Annotated in this window: 18 protein-coding genes; 13 read left to right on the forward strand and 5 right to left on the reverse strand. The window is 62.2% G+C overall.

Going from position 1 to position 16719, the window contains the following annotated elements:
• The first annotated feature begins 9 nt into the window (after window positions 1–9).
• Both Q1J79_RS10820 and Q1J79_RS10825 read left to right on the forward strand, forming a co-directional pair.
• Window positions 10–759: an SDR family oxidoreductase gene (locus Q1J79_RS10820; RefSeq protein ID WP_300300077.1), complete on the forward strand. Its 750-nt coding sequence runs from the start codon at window positions 10–12 to the stop codon at window positions 757–759.
• A 23-nt stretch (window positions 760–782) separates the two neighbouring features.
• Window positions 783–1631 carry a fumarylacetoacetate hydrolase family protein gene (locus Q1J79_RS10825; protein ID WP_300300079.1) on the forward strand — a complete coding sequence of 283 codons (849 nt, stop codon included), beginning with the start codon at window positions 783–785 and terminating at the stop codon, window positions 1629–1631.
• Window positions 1632–1635: 4 nt separating this feature from the next.
• On the opposite strand, the gene Q1J79_RS10830 is transcribed toward Q1J79_RS10825, so the two are convergent.
• The gene (locus tag Q1J79_RS10830) at window positions 1636–2583 is read right to left on the reverse strand and encodes a sugar kinase (RefSeq protein WP_300300081.1); all 948 of its coding nucleotides are present in this window, start codon (window positions 2581–2583) and stop codon (window positions 1636–1638) included.
• A gap of 144 nt (window positions 2584–2727) precedes the next feature.
• Between Q1J79_RS10830 and Q1J79_RS10835 the strand changes: the two genes are divergently transcribed.
• The 9 genes from Q1J79_RS10835 to Q1J79_RS10875 all read left to right on the forward strand — a co-directional run bounded on the left by Q1J79_RS10835 (window position 2728) and on the right by Q1J79_RS10875 (window position 12160).
• A complete protein-coding gene (locus Q1J79_RS10835) occupies window positions 2728–3435 on the forward strand; it encodes a GntR family transcriptional regulator (protein WP_300300083.1) in 708 nt (235 codons plus the stop codon).
• On the forward strand, window positions 3428–4324 hold the full coding sequence (locus Q1J79_RS10840) for a DMT family transporter (protein WP_300300085.1): 897 nt from the start codon (window positions 3428–3430) through the stop codon (window positions 4322–4324). Before Q1J79_RS10835 ends, Q1J79_RS10840 begins: the two co-directional genes overlap by 8 nt.
• A 27-nt stretch (window positions 4325–4351) precedes the next feature.
• A complete protein-coding gene (locus Q1J79_RS10845; protein WP_300300087.1) occupies window positions 4352–6136 on the forward strand; it encodes an IlvD/Edd family dehydratase in 1785 nt (594 codons plus the stop codon).
• A 189-nt stretch (window positions 6137–6325) separates the two neighbouring features.
• Window positions 6326–7705: an ABC transporter substrate-binding protein gene (locus Q1J79_RS10850; RefSeq protein WP_300300089.1), complete on the forward strand. Its 1380-nt coding sequence runs from the start codon at window positions 6326–6328 to the stop codon at window positions 7703–7705.
• Window positions 7706–7758: 53 nt separating this feature from the next.
• Window positions 7759–8604, forward strand: a complete 846-nt coding sequence (locus tag Q1J79_RS10855) for a carbohydrate ABC transporter permease (protein ID WP_300300091.1) — start codon at window positions 7759–7761, stop codon at window positions 8602–8604.
• Entirely contained in the window at window positions 8601–9437 is an 837-nt protein-coding gene (locus Q1J79_RS10860; protein ID WP_300300094.1) for a carbohydrate ABC transporter permease, read from the forward strand. Before Q1J79_RS10855 ends, Q1J79_RS10860 begins: the two co-directional genes overlap by 4 nt.
• A gap of 38 nt (window positions 9438–9475) precedes the next feature.
• On the forward strand, window positions 9476–10549 hold the full coding sequence (locus tag Q1J79_RS10865) for an ABC transporter ATP-binding protein (protein WP_300300096.1): 1074 nt from the start codon (window positions 9476–9478) through the stop codon (window positions 10547–10549).
• A 34-nt stretch (window positions 10550–10583) separates the two neighbouring features.
• A complete protein-coding gene (locus Q1J79_RS10870; protein ID WP_300300098.1) occupies window positions 10584–11462 on the forward strand; it encodes a 2-dehydro-3-deoxygalactonokinase in 879 nt (292 codons plus the stop codon).
• 23 nt (window positions 11463–11485) lie between these two features.
• The gene (locus Q1J79_RS10875) at window positions 11486–12160 is read left to right on the forward strand and encodes a 2-dehydro-3-deoxy-6-phosphogalactonate aldolase (protein WP_300300100.1); all 675 of its coding nucleotides are present in this window, start codon (window positions 11486–11488) and stop codon (window positions 12158–12160) included.
• Here the strand turns inward: Q1J79_RS10875 and Q1J79_RS10880 are convergent.
• Entirely contained in the window at window positions 12106–13182 is a 1077-nt protein-coding gene (locus Q1J79_RS10880) for a patatin-like phospholipase family protein (RefSeq protein ID WP_300300102.1), read from the reverse strand. The two genes, Q1J79_RS10875 and Q1J79_RS10880, sit on opposite strands and share 55 nt — an antisense overlap.
• Window positions 13183–13217: 35 nt before the next feature.
• Between Q1J79_RS10880 and Q1J79_RS10885 the strand changes: the two genes are divergently transcribed.
• On the forward strand, window positions 13218–14117 hold the full coding sequence (locus tag Q1J79_RS10885; RefSeq protein ID WP_300300104.1) for a methyltransferase domain-containing protein: 900 nt from the start codon (window positions 13218–13220) through the stop codon (window positions 14115–14117).
• On the opposite strand, the gene Q1J79_RS10890 is transcribed toward Q1J79_RS10885, so the two are convergent.
• The gene (locus tag Q1J79_RS10890) at window positions 14118–14726 is read right to left on the reverse strand and encodes a TetR/AcrR family transcriptional regulator (protein ID WP_300300106.1); all 609 of its coding nucleotides are present in this window, start codon (window positions 14724–14726) and stop codon (window positions 14118–14120) included.
• 114 nt (window positions 14727–14840) lie between these two features.
• Between Q1J79_RS10890 and Q1J79_RS10895 the strand changes: the two genes are divergently transcribed.
• Window positions 14841–15275: a VOC family protein gene (locus Q1J79_RS10895; RefSeq protein ID WP_300300108.1), complete on the forward strand. Its 435-nt coding sequence runs from the start codon at window positions 14841–14843 to the stop codon at window positions 15273–15275.
• On the opposite strand, the gene Q1J79_RS10900 is transcribed toward Q1J79_RS10895, so the two are convergent.
• Both Q1J79_RS10900 and argJ read right to left on the reverse strand, forming a co-directional pair.
• Window positions 15272–15733, reverse strand: coding sequence for a (deoxy)nucleoside triphosphate pyrophosphohydrolase (locus Q1J79_RS10900; RefSeq protein WP_300300110.1), 462 nt, complete (start codon window positions 15731–15733; stop codon window positions 15272–15274). The two genes, Q1J79_RS10895 and Q1J79_RS10900, sit on opposite strands and share 4 nt — an antisense overlap.
• Window positions 15714–16719 (reverse strand): bifunctional glutamate N-acetyltransferase/amino-acid acetyltransferase ArgJ (gene argJ, locus Q1J79_RS10905; RefSeq protein ID WP_300300113.1); only part of this gene is annotated, 1006 nt, incomplete at its 5' end. The genes Q1J79_RS10900 and argJ, both read right to left, overlap by 20 nt.

Consider the following 16719-nt stretch of genomic DNA (forward strand, 5'->3'; position numbering starts at 1 on the left):
GGGACGGGCATGCGTCTGGAAGGCAAGACGGCTGTGGTGACGGCAGCCGCGCAGGGTATCGGCCGAGCTTCGGCCATCGCATTCGCGCGTGAGGGGGCGAAAGTAATCGCCACCGATCTGAACGAAACCAAGCTGAAGGAACTCGGCAGCCTGCCAAATATCCGCACACGCAGGCTGGATGTGATGGACCCGGTGGCCATTACGGCTTTTGCCGCCGAGGCGGGCGCGGTGGATGTGCTGTTCAACTGTGCCGGTTTCGTGCATCACGGCACGATCCAGGAGACGGAAGAGAAGGATTGGGATTTCTCCTTCGACCTCAACGTGCGCTCAATGTACCGCATGAGCAAGGCCCTGCTGCCGGCCATGCTGGCTGCCGGCCGTGGTGGTTCGATCATCAACATGTCGTCCGCCGCCTCTTCGGTGAAGGGCGCGCCGAACCGTTTTGTCTATGGCACCACCAAGGCGGCGGTGATCGGCCTGACCAAATCGATTGCCGCCGACTTCATCAAACAGGGCGTACGTTGCAATGCGATCTGCCCCGGTACGATCCAGACGCCCTCACTGGATGATCGTATCGCCATCCAGGCGATAGCGACCGGCAGTGTCGAGCAGGCCCGCGCCGGGTTCGTGGCGCGTCAGCCGCTCGGCCGGCTTGGTACGGCGGAAGAGATCGCAGCCCTGGCCGTCTACCTAGCGGCCGACGAATCCGCCTTCACTACCGGCGCCATCCATATCATCGATGGTGGTTGGTCGCTCTAAGGCATTTTTCAGGGAGATGAATCATGAAACTGCTGCGTTATGGCCCGCCGGGTCATGAAAAGCCGGGCCTGCTGGATGCCTCTGGTGCCATCCGCGATCTCTCCACCGTGGTGCCCGATATTGCCGGCAGCACGCTGAGCCCGGCTGGACTGGCCAAGCTGAAGTCGCTGGATCCAATGGCCTTGCCGGCAATATCGGGAAATCCGCGCCTCGGACCCTGTGTCAACCGGGTAGGCAAATTCATCTGCATCGGACTGAACTATTCCGATCACGCCGCCGAAACCGGCGCAACGGTGCCGCCCGAACCGATCATCTTCATGAAGGCGACCTCGGCAATCACCGGGCCAAATGACGATGTGATCATCCCGAAGGGTTCGCAGAAGACCGACTGGGAAGTGGAGCTTGGCGTGGTGATCGGTTCGGCCGCCCGATACGTCGATGAGAAAGACGCCATGAGCCATGTTGCCGGCTATTGTGTGATCAACGACGTGTCGGAACGCGCCTTCCAGACCGAGCGCCATGGCCAGTGGACCAAGGGCAAGAGCGCCGACAGCTTCGGCCCGATTGGCCCCTGGCTGGTGACCGCTGATGACGTTCCGGATCCGCAGAATCTCGCGATGTTCTGTGACATCAACGGCAAGCGTTTCCAGAACGGATCGACCAAAACGATGGTCTATGGCGTGCGCTATCTGGTGAGTTACTTAAGCCAATTCATGTCACTGCAGCCGGGCGACATTATCTCCACCGGCACGCCGCCGGGCGTGGGCATGGGCCAGAAGCCGCCACTGTATTTGAAGGATGGCGACAGCATTCATCTCGGCATCGCCGGTCTGGGTGAGCAGCGCCAGACCGCGCGGAATTACCGGGTATAGGGGGCTAGAAGGGTTCGGCTGTGGCGCGGCCGACCGAACGGAAGAAGGCTTCGACCGCGGCGCGGCGCGGGATTGGCGCCACCGCGCCGTAGCCGATGGTGGTGAGCGCCGCGGCGGCATTGGCATAGCTTGCTGCTTCCAGGGGGGATATGCCGCGCACCAGTTCGGCCAGGAAGGCGCCGTCGAAACAATCGCCGGCGCCGGTGGCATCCACCGTGGACACGCGATGGCCGGCCAGGCGCCAGCGGCCATCGGCATTGGCGATCAGCACGCCGTCTGCGCCGCATTTCAGCACCACCAGCGGAATACCCATGACGCGATAGTAGTCCAGGATCGCCGCGGGATCGCTCAGGCCACTGAGCGCCGTGGCGTCCTCCAGGCTGGGCAGGGCGATGTCCGAGAGCCTCAGCGCGGCATGGATGGCGGCGCGGGCCATCTCCAGTGGCCACAGTTTCAGGCGCAGATTGGTGTCGAAGCAGACCTGTCTGTTGGCCTTGCGCATGCGCGCAATCGCTGTCATTGCGGTTTCACGCATGCCCGGGCTGACGGCCAGGGTGATGCCGGAAACATGCAGCAGCTTGGAGGCCTCCAGCGCCGCGCTGGGCAAATCCGCCGGCGTCATGCGGCTGGCTGCCGAATCCTTGCGGTAATAAGTGAAGGTATGGCCCGACTTGCCGTGGGTGACGAAATAGATTGCCGTGGCGGCATCCTCGCGATGGCCCACCGTGCTGGTGTCGACTCCTTCCCGGCGCCACAGATCGAGCAGCAGCTCGCCGAACGGATCCCGGCCCAACAGGGTGCAATAGGCGGTATGAGCGCCCTGGCGCGCGGCGGCAATGGCGCAATTGGAAGTATCGCCGCCGAATCCGCGCAGATACTGGTCGCTGTCCGGCCCACCGGTCTGGTTGAACTCCACCATGGCTTCGCCGAGGCAGAGGATGTCGAATGCCATGCCGCAGCAGCCTCCTGATCCTGCCGTCTTTCCTAACCGAGATGGCCGGTTTCGGCAAGTCAACTGACATATCAGATATTATCTTGAGGCCGCCGGGGCCCGCTGCTACGGTGCGGGAAAGGCAGGAAAAAAGGTCAAGCCGACATGGCAAAAAACAGCGCAATCCGCAGCACGCGGCTGGAGCGCCCGAAATCCCTTACCGAACTGGTCAAAGACCACGTCCGTAGCCGTATCACCAACGGCGAGCTGATGCTGGGCGAGGCGCTGTCAGAAAATGTTCTGGCAGCCCAGCTTGGCATTTCCAAGACACCGGTACGCGAGGCCCTGCTGCAGCTCAAGCTGGAAGGACTGGTTGACATCCAGCCCCAGCGCGGCAGTTTCGTGTTTTCGCTGGCGCCTGACGAGGCGGCGGAGATGTGCCAGTACCGCGTTATCCTAGAAAGCGCGGCCCTGCGCGATGCCCTGGCCAACGACGAGGCCGGACTGATCGACGCGCTGGAGCAGAATGTGAAGCGCATGGCCAGGGCCGTGTCCGACGGCGACATCCCTGCCTATCGTCGGCTTGATACCGAATATCATCGCCATATCCTGGCGCGAGCCAATAATCGTTTCCTGACCCAGTCGCATCAGCAACTGGAAATGAAAATCCAGGCCTTGCGCGCACGCGTCACCTCGAAAGAGCGCACGGTGGGCGATTCACTGGCCGAGCATCAGAATATCGTGAAATTGCTCAAGACCCACGAACGGACCAAGGCGCTGAACCTGCTGGGTGTGCATATCCGTGCGGCGTCGCGCGATTACCAGATCATCCTGCAGGAGCAGGCGCGTGGCCGGGAGCGCAAGAGTGGCTGAACGCAGCATGGCCGGTGCCGCGCCCGCGCTGGAGGCCGGCCATTGGCGGGGCATCCTGTTCATGCTGTTGGGCACGGCTTTGTTCACCTTCAACGATGCGCTAGGCAAATGGATGGTGGCTAGCGTGGCCGTCGGCCAGTTGCTGTTCATCCGCTCGGCGGCGGCCTTGGCTGTCTTGTTGCCCATGGTGCACCGCGCCGGCTGGCGCCAGGTCTTCGTGCTGGATGAGCCAGGCCGGCATGCCATCCGCCTGGTGCTGATCGTGGCGGAAGTGGCCTGCTTCTATCTCGCCGTGCGACACCTGCCGCTGGCGGATGTAATGGCTGTCTATCAGGCCACGCCGCTGATCGTCACCGTACTGGCGATTCCGCTGCTGGGTGAAGTGGTTGGCTGGCGCCGCGGCATCGCTGTGACCATCGGCTTTGGCGGTGTGCTGCTGGTGCTGCAGCCGCAGGCCGGCGTCTTTACCGCGCCGGCGCTGATCGCCATGGCCGGCAGTTTCGCCTATGCGCTGATGATGATTGCCACGCGTAAGCTGCGTTCGACCGGCGCGCTGTCGCTGATCGTCTATCACACGCTGGCCGTCGGCGCGGCGGGGCTGCTGACGCTGCCCTGGGGCTGGTCGGCGGTGGGCGTGCTGGATATCGCCTATCTGGCACTGATTGGCGTGGTCGCCACGCTGGCGCATATGAGCATGAACCAGGCCTTGCGCCTCACGCCGGCCGCCGTGGTGGTGCCCTATACCTATACCTCGCTGCTCTGGGCGATCCTGCTCGGCTGGCTGTTCTTCGCCGACCTGCCGACCATGCCCATGCTGGCCGGTGCCGGGATCATCGTCGCCAGCGGCCTGTTTGTTCTGCATCGTGAGCGGCTGGCGAAACCGGCATAGACGATACCGCGTTAAGGGAGTGGAGCGATGACCGAGAAGAAGAAAAAAATGCTGCGCAGCCGGGAATGGTTCGATAATCCGCATGACCCAGGCATGACGGCGCTGTATCTGGAGCGGTATCTCAATTTCGGGCTGACGCTGGCCGAACTGCGCGGCGGCAAGCCGATTATCGGCATCGCCCAGTCGGGTAGCGACCTGTCGCCCTGCAATCGCCACCATATCGAGTTAGCTAAGCGCGTGCGTGACGGCATCCGCGATGCCGGCGGCATTCCGTTCGAATTCCCCACCCATCCGATCCAGGAAACGGGCAAGCGGCCGACGGCGGCGCTGGACCGTAACCTGCTTTATCTCGGCTTGGCCGAGTTGCTCTATTCCTATCCGCTGGATGGCGTGGTGCTGACCACGGGCTGCGACAAGACCACGCCGGGCATGCTGATGGCAGCAGCCACCGTGGATATCCCCGCTATCGTGCTGTCAGGCGGGCCGATGCTGGATGGCTGGTATAAGGGCCAGCTGGCCGGGTCGGGTACGGTGATCTGGTATGCGCGCCAGGAACTGGCTGCCGGCCGCATCAATTACGACGAGTTCCTGGCCATGGTGGCATCCTCCGCGCCCAGCCCGGGTCATTGCAACACGATGGGCACGGCGCTCTCCATGAACAGCATGGCCGAAGCTCTGGGCATGTCGCTGCCGGGCTGTGCGTCGATCCCGGCGCCCTATCGCGAGCGCGCGCAGATAGCCTACGAAACCGGCCGTCGCGCGGTGGAGATCGTGCATGAGGATCTGCGACCCTCGAAAATCATGACCCGCAAGGCCTTCGAGAATGCCATCGTGGCGGCCAGCGCGTTAGGCGCCTCCACGAACTGCCCGCCGCATCTGAATGCCATCGCACGGCACATGGGCGTCGAATTGGACGTGAAGGATTGGGACAGGGTTGGGTACAACATCCCGCTGCTGGTCAATTGCATGCCAGCCGGTGCCCATCTGGGCGAGGGCTTCCATCGCGCCGGTGGCGTGCCGGTGGTGATGCGCGAATTGCTGGAAGCCGGCAAGCTGCATGCCGATGCTCTTACGGTGAATGGCCGCAGCATGGGCGAGAATGTGAAAGAGGCCATCTGCGAGGACCGCGACGTGATCCGGCCTTATGACCAGCCGCTGCTGCCGGAAGCGGGTTTTGCCGTTCTGTCGGGCACGCTGTTCGAGTCGGCGGTGATGAAAACTTCGGTGATTTCGGCCGAATTCCGCCGCCAGTATCTGGAACGCCCGGGTGATCCAGATGCCTTCGAGGGCACGGCCATCGTGTTCGAGGGGCCGGAGGATTACCATGCTCGGATCAACGATCCGGCCCTGCCGATCGACGAGAACAGTATCCTGGTGATCCGGAATACCGGCCCGGTTGGCTATCCAGGTGCGGCCGAAGTGGTGAACATGCTGCCGCCGGATCGTTTGGTGAAGCAGGGTATCAACCTGCTGCCCTGTATTGGCGATGGCCGTCAGAGCGGTACCTCGGGTAGTCCGTCTATCCTCAACGCCTCGCCCGAAGCTGCCGTCGGTGGCGGGCTGGCCCTGCTGAAGACCGGCGACCGGATCCGCGTCGATCTGCGCAGGCGCAGCGCCGATATCATGATCTCCAGTGATGAACTGGAGAAACGGCGCAAGGCTTGGGCACCGCCACAACTGGTGAACCAGACGCCGTGGCAGGAATTGCAGCGTCGGTATGTCGGACAATTGTCGACGGGCGGCTGTCTGGATTTCGCTACTGGTTATCAGCGTATTGCTGAGACCTTTGGGGTGCCACGGCATAACCACTGAGTGAATTCACAGCAGCGCTGCACGTATCCTCGCGTGACAAGTGGGCGCTGGCGATTTGCTTTGCAATCAGGGCTTGGCAGGTCGTTTCAGGCTGGCTAGACTGATATATAAGATGCTACGAAGGCATGCCACGTCGCATTGAAAACAGACAGAAAAGGCCCACAACGGGTCAGGCAGGGAGGAATAAAAATGCGTAAATCAGCCATGCGTAAAACCGCGGGGTGGGTCATTGCCGGCGCGATCCTGGCCGGTGCGACGCCCGCACTGTCTCAAGAAAAGCTAACCGTCTGGTTCAACAAGGGATTCTATCCGGCCGAGGATGTCGCGCTGAATGCGGTGATCGACCGCTTCAAGCAGAAGACCGGGGTCACAGTCGAACTTAGCCTGTTCGGCGTGGAAGATATCATCACCAAGGCGGTCTCTGCCGTCGAGGCCAAGACGCCCCCCGACGTTGCCTTCGGCTGGACCTTCGATTTTCGCACTGCCGGCAAATGGGCTTATGAGGGCAAGTTGGAGGATCTCTCCGACATCATCACGCCGAACAAGGACAAATTCCTCGCCGGTGTGCTCGATACCGCCTATCTGCAAGGGCCCGGCGGCAAACGCGCCTATTACGGCATGCCGATCTACCAACAGACCATGCACGCCAACTACTGGAAGGATATGGTCGAGGAAGCCGGTTTCAAAGAGTCTGATATTCCGAAAGACTGGAAGGGCTATTGGTCATTCTGGTGCGACAAGGTGCAGACTGGCCTGCGCGCCAAGGGCAAGCGTGTCTATGGCATCGGCCATCCGTCGTCGGTAGAGGCTTCGGACACCTTCTACAGCTTCCTGTCCTATGTGAACGCCTACAATGCGATGCCGGTCGACAAGGACGGCAAGCTTCTGATCAACGATCCGAAGATCAAGGCCGGCATGGTTGCCGCGCTGAAGGATTACACCGACATCGTGATTAAGGGTTGTACTCCGCCAGGCTCATTGTCATGGAAGGATGTCGACAACAACGTTGCCTTCCATAACAAGACCACGCCAATGACGCATAACGCGACCATTTCGCTCCCCGGCAAGCACATGGACGACATGATGAATGCCAAGGAGCAGAAGGATCGTGACCAGGCCAAAAAGAACTATTACGACCTGATTCGCACCACCAACTGGCCGGCCAAGCCCGATGGCCAGCCGTTGCCGAACCTGGTGTCGATCAAGCTGGCGGTGGCCTTCGCCGATGCGCCGAACAAGAAGCGCGCCAAGGAATTCCTCGCTTTCCTGGCCCAGCCCGAGAATCTGATCCCGTATACGGAAGGCTCACTCGGTCGCTGGTTCCCGGTCACCAAGGAAGCGGCAGAGCGACCCTTCTGGCAGGAAGACCAGCATCGCAAGAACGTCTACCAGCAGTTCGTGAAGCAACCCACCGTGCCGTTCCCCTTCGTCTATAACTACAAGTTCACTACAGTGAATGCAGAAAACGTGTGGGGCCGAGCCATGTCGCGCGTGGTGCAGGAGAAGGTTTCGCCCGAGCAGGCGGTCGACGAGATGTTCGCCCGCATCAAGCAGCTCGTCGAAGGCTGAAGCGTAAGCAGCGGCTGACCGTCGTGGCTGTTCTCGACGTGCAAGCCGGGAAAATGGCCCCGGGACGTCTCTCGCAAGAGGCGACTTGGGGCCTGATTTTCCTGGTTCCCTACATCGTGTTGTTCCTTGGCCTAGTGATCTACCCGGTCAGCTACGGCCTGATCCTCGGCGCCAATCCGAAGAGCTATGTGCGGCTGTGGACCGATCCGGTCTTTCTGCGCACCATTGTCAACACGGTGGTCTTCCTCGGTGTGGCAGTGAATATCAAGCTGTTCCTCGCGCTGCTGTTATCGGGCTTCTTCGTGCATGAGCGCCGCTGGATCCGCTGGCTCAGCGTGGTTTTCATCCTGCCTTGGGCGATTCCATCGATTCCCACCATCCTGTCCTTCCGCTGGATGCTCAATGCGGAATGGGGCATGCTCAATTCGCTGATTTTCCGCCTCACGCTGGAGGATGGCCCCAACTGGCTGCTCGACCGCTGGAGTGGCCTGGGGATGATCTGCGTCGTGCATATCTGGAAATACCTGCCATTCTGGACCCTGATCCTGCTGGCTGGCCGCCTCGCGATCCCGAAGGATCTCTACGAATCCGCTGATGTGGATGGCGCCAGTGGCCTGCAGAAATTCCGTTATGTAACCTTTCCCAGCCTGCGCAACCTCTACATCACCTGTACCCTGCTCTCGACCATCATGAGCCTAGGCGATTTTAACTCGATCTACCTGCTGACCGGCGGAGGCCCTGCCGATTCAACCCAGACGCTCGCAACGCTCGGCATCCGTTACGCTTTTGGCATGTCGGAGATCGAGGTTGGCGTCTCTACCGTGGTGGTGGCGCTGCCGGTGATGCTGCCATTGCTGGTCCTGATGCTGCGGCGGATGAAGAAGGGCGAGCAGCCATGAGGAAAATCTTTACCGAGGCGCGGCTGGCTCTGATCGGCATCCTTATCCTGATCTGGACCCTGATTCCGATCTATCACCTGTTCGTCATGTCGATCACGCCACGGGTGGAAACCTTTGCCGGCGCGCTGTGGCCATCGCGACCGACATTGGAAAATTACGAGACGGTTGTGGAGCAGGGGCACTACTATCTTGAGCATTTCTGGCGGCAATTGTGGAACAGCGCCTTCGTCGCCGTGATGGTCTGTGTCATCACGCTGGCGATCGCGGCCACCGCCACCTTTGCGATCAGCCGCCTAAAGGTGCGCGGCGGCCGGCTGGTCTCAAACATGGCGCTGGCGACCTATCTGATCCCACCGGCTTTCCTGGCAATCCCGATGTACAAGGTAATGGGGATCTATGGCCTGCTGAACACGCAATGGTCGTTGATTCTCACCATGGTCACTTTCGCCTCGCCCTATGCGATCTGGGTGCTGAAACAATATGCCGACAAGCTGCCCTACGAGCTGGACGAGGCGGCACGCATCGATGGCGCCAGTCCGCTGCAGATATTTCGCCTGATCTACCTGCCGCTGATGGCGCCGTCGCTGGTCGCGATCGGCACTTATGCGCTGCTGCTGGCCTGGAACGAGTATCTGTACGCCTTCCTGCTGCTGTCGGCGGACAAAGACATCACGCTGGCCGTGGCGCTGGGGCATTTTCTCACCACCGATGATGCGCCATTCAATGTCTTGATGGCGACCGGTGCGGTTTACGCTCTGCCGCCGGCGGCGGTTTACTACGCGTTCCGGCGCTATATGGTTTCCGGACTCACTGCGGGGGCGGTGAAGTCATAATCAGTCGAGAAGCAAGAAAGAGTGACAGGGAGTTCGATATGGCGAGTGTGAGTGTGGAGGCAGTGCGTAAACGATATGGCGCGCTGGAAGTGATCCACGGCATCGATATCGCGATTCCGGATGGCGAGTTCGTCGTTCTGGTCGGCCCGTCCGGTTGCGGAAAATCGACCTTGTTGCGCATGATCGCTGGGCTGGAGGAAATCTCCGGCGGCACGGTGCGGATCGGTCAACGGGTGGTCAATCAGGTGCCCTCGAAAGACCGCGACATCGCCATGGTGTTTCAGAATTATGCGCTCTATCCGCATATGACGGTGCGCGAGAATATGGGTTTCTCCCTGAGGCTGCGCAAAGCCGAAACCGAGGTGATCGCCGAGCGGGTGCAGCGCGCCGCGCAAATCCTTAGCCTGACCGAACTGCTCGACCGCCACCCCAAGCAGCTGTCCGGCGGCCAGCGCCAGCGCGTCGCCATGGGCCGCGCTATTGTGCGCAATCCGCAGGTCTTCCTGTTCGACGAGCCCCTGAGCAATCTGGACGCCAAGCTGCGCGTGCAGATGCGGACCGAAATCAAGGCCCTGCATCAACAACTGAAGACGACCTCGATCTATGTGACCCATGATCAGATCGAGGCGATGACCATGGCTGACCGCATCGTGGTGATGCATGATGGCATCGTCGAGCAGATCGGCACGCCGCTGGAGCTTTACGACACGCCTGCTAACCTGTTTGTGGCCGGCTTCATTGGTTCGCCCGCAATTAACCTGATCCGTGGTATCCTGCGCCGTGATGGCGGGCGTTGCTGGGTGGCGACCGAGGCCGGCGTCGACCTGCCGCTGAATGGCGACGCTGCAGGACAGGATGGCCAGGCGGTGGTCTATGGTTTCAGGCCGGAACACCTGACGCCGGTGGAGAATAGCGGGCTGCTGTCGCGTATCGAAGTGGTCGAACCTACCGGTGCCAATACTTTTGTCTATGCCGAGCTGAGCGGTGCGCAGATCTGTGGCGTGTTCAGCGAACGGCGCAGTTTTGCCGCCGGTGAGACCCTGCACCTGATGCCGCAGCTCGATCGCGTGCATCTGTTCGATGCCGCCAGTGGTCGGCGCCTGGCGGCGTGATCCGCTCCCGTCGGGCCCATGATCGGCGCTGCCAATGATTGGCATTGACTGGGGCAGCAGCAATTTCCGCGCCTACCGCATTGGTCCTGATGGAAATGTGCTGGAACGACGCGAAGCGGAGTCCGGCATAGGTAGTCTAGAAGCCACCGATTATCCGGCCGTGCTGCAGCAGCGCATCGGCGACTGGCTGGCGTTGGACGACGGTCCGGTCCTTCTGTCAGGCATGGTGGGCAGCCGGCAGGGTTGGCGTGAAGCAGCCTATGTTGCCTGCCCGGCAGGGCTGGCCGATCTGGCCAAGGCGTTCTGCCTGGTTGATCTGGGCGGCGGCCGGACTGGCCATGTCGTGCCAGGTGTGTCCTGTCGCGACGTCTCTGGTGTGCCGGATGTGATGCGCGGCGAAGAGATGCAGATATTCGGCCTCGATACGCCGGCCGGTATCGCAATGGCCTGCTTGCCGGGCACGCATTCCAAGCATGTTACACTGCAGCACGGCTGTATTGCCGGCTTCGCCACGGCCATGACGGGCGAGATATTCGCCCTGTTGTCGCGCCACGGCCTGATTGCCGCCATGCTGCCGCATATGGTGGCGGATTTCGACGAGACCGGCTTTCGCGCCGGAGTGCTGGCCTCGGGGCATCCGGGCGGCCTGCTGCACCACCTGTTCGGCGTGCGCAGTCGGCGGCTGTTCGGCGAACTTGCGGCCCCGGCGGCGCCGGATTTCCTCTCCGGCCTGCTGGTCGGGCATGAACTGCGCGGCACGGACTGGCGGGGCGAGGTGCAAATCATCGCTGGCCAGAATCTGGCGAGACGCTATCTTAAGGCCTGCGGCTGGCTCGGAATTCCAGCCGCCATTGCTCCGGAGGATGCCGCGGCTCGCGGCCTGTACCGTCTGAGCCGTCATCTGCCGGGGTGAGAAAAACAGCCCGGGAGGGCGCCATGAAGAGCTTTTCAGCCTGGCTTCAGGATTGTCCCGTCATCGCCATCCTCCGTGGTATCCGTACCGAGGAAGCCGTCGAGATCGGCGCTGCGCTGTATGAGGCTGGTTTCCGAATCATTGAGGTGCCGCTGAATTCCCCCGATCCGATGGAGAGCATTGCGGCGCTGTCGAAGCATTTCGGCGACCGCGCCCTGATCGGCGCCGGCACGGTGATTGATCCCGGATGCATCAAGCGGGTGGCGATGTCGGGCGGGCACCTGATCGTGGCGCCGAATGCCAATCCTTACGTGGTGCACAAGGCCAAGATCCTCGACATGGCTGCCGTACCGGGTGTCTTTACGCCGACCGAGGCGTTTGCGATGATCGCGGAAGGCGCTGATGCCCTGAAGCTGTTTCCCGCCGAGGCAGCCAGTCCCGTGGTGCTGAAAAGCCTGCGCGCCGTGCTGCCGCCGCGCCTGCCGGTGCTGCCGGTCGGCGGTATTCACCCTGAGGATTTCGCCAGCTGGCAGGCGGCTGGCGCAGCCGGGTTTGGCCTAGGCTCGGCACTATACAAGCCGGGTTTCAGCGCCCGCAAGGTCGCCAAGCGGGCGAAGCGCGTCATGGCGGCGCTGAGTGAGTTTCAGAGGAATTTTGTGGCGATGTCGGTGGAGGAGGCGCGGCCGACGCTGTCGTAATGCTGGCGCAGGAACCGCCCGGCCTGCCTCCGGCCCAGTTCGAACAGGCCCTGCAGAAAATCCCAGTCGACATTGTATTTGCTGGCGGTGCCCAGCTTTGCCAGTTGCGTCTCGGCGTCGATGGTATGGATGAACATCCGCTTCAGCCGGCCGTCGTCGTCGAAACCGGCTTCGATCATGCGGGTCACGAAGGCGATGGCGCGCATCTCGCGCACCAGGCTGGAATTAAAGCTCAGGGTATTGACGCGGTCGAGAATGGCCTGCGGTGATTTCGGCAGCGACGGGATGTTCATCGGGTTGATCTGCACGATCAGCACGTCGCGGCTCTCGCAATTGTAGATCAGCGGATAGATCGGCGGATTTCCCATGAAGCCGCCATCCCAGTAATGCCGGTTGCCGATCTTCACCGCCTGGAATAGATGCGGCAGGCAGGCCGAGGCGAGCAGGGCGTCGATCGATACCTCGGTGTTGTCGAAGATCTTAATCTTGCCGCTTAGCACATCGGTGGCGCAGACGAACAGCTTGACCGCCGTGCATTCGTGCAAGGCCTCGCAATCCAGGCTCTGTTGCAGAATCTTGCGCAGCGGATTGTGGTCCTTAGGTCCGGTCTGATAGGGCGAAGCAATCCGGCTGCTCAGCTCCATTAGATGATAGCTGGGCGAGTAGTCTATCCCGCCCAGCTTGAACCAGTGATCCAGCAGACTGGGCCGGAACGGCGAGAAGCGGGCGGCATCGGCGACGCGGCGCCAGAAATCGTGCAGGGCCCGACGTGCTTCGTTTATGCCGCCCTTGGCAAGGCCGTTCGCCAGGACGGCGGCATTCATCGCGCCCGCCGATGTGCCGGAGATGCCTTCGATGGTGAAGCAGTCCTCTTCCAGCAGGCGGTCGAGCACGCCCCAGGTGAAGGCGCCATGGGTGCCGCCACCCTGCAGGGCCAGATTGATCGGTTTGCGCCTGCGGGTGTTTCGTACCGATTTTGCCGGCGTGGCGCTGGTCCTGCGGGATTTTGGCGGGAGCGGCATTGGCGGGATGGTTACACCCATGTCAGAATGGATTTGTGAGTGACACTATGCAGATTTTCGACCGCGCCGTGAAGCGGCGCCAGCGTCAGCGTGCCATGCTGCAGGCTGCAGATTTCGACTTCCTGCGCGCCGCCGTGGCCGACCGGCTGCTCGACCGGCTGGAGGATATCCGCCGCACGTTTCCACTGGCCTTGGTGCAGGGTTGCGATTCTGCCTGGCTGCAGGCGCGGTTGCAGGGGCGGGGCGGAATCGAAACGCTGATCTCGATGGATGCCGTGCCCACCGCCGCGCCGCTGCATATGGTGGGCGACGAGGAGCTCCTGCCTTTTGCCGAACGGCGTTTCGATCTGGTGATCGGATTGCTGAATCTGCACTGGATCAACGATCTGCCCGGCGCACTGATCCAGATCCAGCGCGTGTTGAAGCCCGATGGCCTATTCCTGGGTGCCATGCTAGGCGGCGCCACCTTGAGTGAACTGCGGCAGGCCTGGCTGGCCGCCGAATCCGAGCTGGAAGGCGGCGTCAGCCCGCGCGTGTCGCCGATGGCCGAAACGCTGGATGGCGCAGCTTTGCTGCAACGCGCCGGTTTTGCCCTGCCGGTGGCCGACAGCGAAGTGATCCGCGTCACCTATGCCGATGCCTTCCGCTTGATGCGCGACCTGCGCGGCATGGGTGAAACCAATGCAATCCTGGACCGCCGAAAATCCTTCACCCGCCGGGCCACCCTGTTGCGCATGGCTGAAATCTATCAGCAGAAATTTCCCGCTGAGGGTGGCCGCATCGCGGCCGGGTTTGAGGTGATCACGCTCACCGGCTGGTCGCCGCATGACAGCCAACAGAAACCGTTGCGCCCCGGCATGGCGGCCAATCGGCTCGCCGCCGCTTTGGATACCGTGGAATACCCCCTCGGCGACCGGGCGTCACCCAAACGTTGATCAGCGCGCCGGTTCGAACAGCAGGGTGAGGATGCGGTTCAGCGCCGCATCGGCGGCCTTGCGCGCGGCCGTTTCATCCTCTGCCTCGGCCAGCCACAGCACCGCTTCGTTCATCGCGCCGGTCAGCAGGAAGGTCAGTGCCTCGGCGGATATCTGTCGATCCTGGGGCAGTTCGGCCAGCGCGGCCTCGATCCCCTGGCGCAGGGAGCCCCGGCCATAACGCCCGTCGATCTCGCGCCAGCGTTGCCAGCCAATCACCGATGGTGCATCGACCAGGAAAATCTGACGCGTGTCCGGCTGCAGGCAGGCATCCAGGAAAGCCGCGCTGCCTTTGGTCAGGGCATCCAGTGGAGAGGTGGCTGTGGCGGCGGCGGCCTCGATGGCGGCCAGCACCTCGGCCGCGATGCTTTCCACCAAGGCCTCGAACAGGGCCCGCTTGTCGGCGAAATGGTAATACAGCGCGCCGCGCGTGACGCCGGCCTCGCGCACCACGTCTTCCGTGCCGGTACCGGCATAGCTCGTGGCCGCAAACAGCCTTCGCGCCGTGGCCAGCAGGGCGCCCCGCGTGGCGGCATGTTTTTCAGCCTTGGTCTGCTTTCTATCTTGCATACATACAGCCTGTATGTTTATATCCGACCCAAGCGCCGCTGTCCAGACCGATCAGCGGCGAATCGAAGAGGTCCCCGACTTACAGCCGGGATCATGCAGGAAAGGAGCCCCATCGTGAAACCGACCAGCTATTACCCGGTGATCTGTACTGCCAAGGTGGCGGAAACCGCAGCTTTCTATCGGGCCCATTTCGGCTTTGCGCCAGCCTTCGAGAGTGACTGGTACGTGCATCTCACCAGCCAGGCCGATCCGCGCGTCAATCTCGCCATCCTCGATCACGGGCATGCCACCATCCCCGGCGGTTTCCGCAAACCGGTGCAGGGTCTGCTGATCAATTTCGAGGTGGACGACGTGGACAGCGAATATGAGAAAGCGAAGGTTGCCGGCCTGGATATCCGGCTGGAACTGCGCGACGAGGATTTCGGCCAGCGCCATTTCATCCTGGCCGATCCCAATGGCGTACTGATCGACGTGATCAAGCCGATCCCGCCTTCGGCCGAGTATGCCGCACAATATGACGCGGCTGCGCTAGAGAAGATCGGCGGCTAGACCAGCAGGTCGCGCAGCATCGCCACCAAAGGGATGTCGGCCGGGGGCATGGGCAACTCGCCCATCTTCACCGGTCGCACCCATTTCATCGCCTGGCCTTCGCGCGGCTGTGGCTGGCCCCCCCAGCGCCGGCAGACATAGAGCGGCATCAGCAGGTGGAAATCCTCGTAAGCATGGCTGGCGAAGGCAAATGGCGCGAGGCAGGCCGCAGAGATATCCAGATGCAGCTCTTCATGTAGCTCTCGGATCAGGGCCGCTTCCGGCGTTTCATTGGCTTCGACCTTGCCGCCGGGGAATTCCCACATGCCGGCCAGCTTTTTGCCTTCGGGCCGCTGGGTCAGCAGCACGCGGCCATCGGTGTCGACCAACGCCACTGCCACCACCAGCACCACCGGTTTGGGCGCCAGCAGGGCGGCAGAATCGCCGGGGCAGAGCGCGTCAGCTTCGGTAATCGGCATTGATGTCGATATATCCGTGCGTCAGGTCGCAGGTCCACACCCGCGCCTTGCCCTTGCCGACGCCGACATCGACGGCGATGCGCACATCGCTGCTCTTGAAATGCTTGGTGGCATAGGCGTCGTCATGATCAGGGCGGACCATGCCGTTTTTCGTCACTGGCTTGTCCCCGATCCTGACCACCAGCTTGTCGCGGTTGGCGGGCTCTGCCGATTTCCCGACGGCCATCACGATGCGGCCCCAGTTGGCATCGGCGCCGGCAATCGCGGTCTTCACCAGCGGTGAATTGGCGATCGCGCGGGCGATGATACGCGCGGATGTATCGGTCTTCGCGCCGGTGACATCCACAGTGACCAGTTTCTGCGCGCCTTCACCGTCGCGCGCCACCAGTTGCGCCAGTTCGGCCATCACATCGGTCAGCGCGCGGCGGAAATCGGCCAACCGCTTGTCGCTGGCCTTGGCCACCGGCGTATTGGCGGCCGCCCCCGTGGCAAACAGCAGCACGGTATCCGAGGTGGAGGTATCGCCATCCACCGTCAGGCAGTTGAAGCTCTGGTTATTGGCATCCTTCAGCAGGGCCTGCAGCGTGGCGGCCGGCAGCTTCGCGTCGGTGACAAAGAAGGCCAGCATCGTCGCCATATCCGGCGCGATCATGCCCGAGCCTTTGCAGAAGCCGTTGATCGTCACGGTCTTGCCGTCAATCTTGCAGTTTGCCGTGGCCAGCTTGGGGAAGGTGTCGGTGGTCATGATCGCCCTGGCGGCATTGGCCCAGGCATCGGCCGACAGGGCCTTCTTCATCTTCGGCAGCTGCGCCACGATCTTTTCAGCCGGCAGGATCTGGCCGATCACGCCGGTAGAGGCGAGATAGACGTCGTTTGACTTACAGCCAACGGCCTTCGCTGTGCCATCGGCCGTGGCCTTCACGGCCTTGGTGCCGGCCTTGCCGGTGAATACGTTGGCTATGCCGGCATTCACCACCAGGGCACGG

Source organism: Ferrovibrio sp., from assembly GCF_029255545.1.
Lineage (GTDB): Bacteria > Pseudomonadota > Alphaproteobacteria > Ferrovibrionales > Ferrovibrionaceae > Ferrovibrio.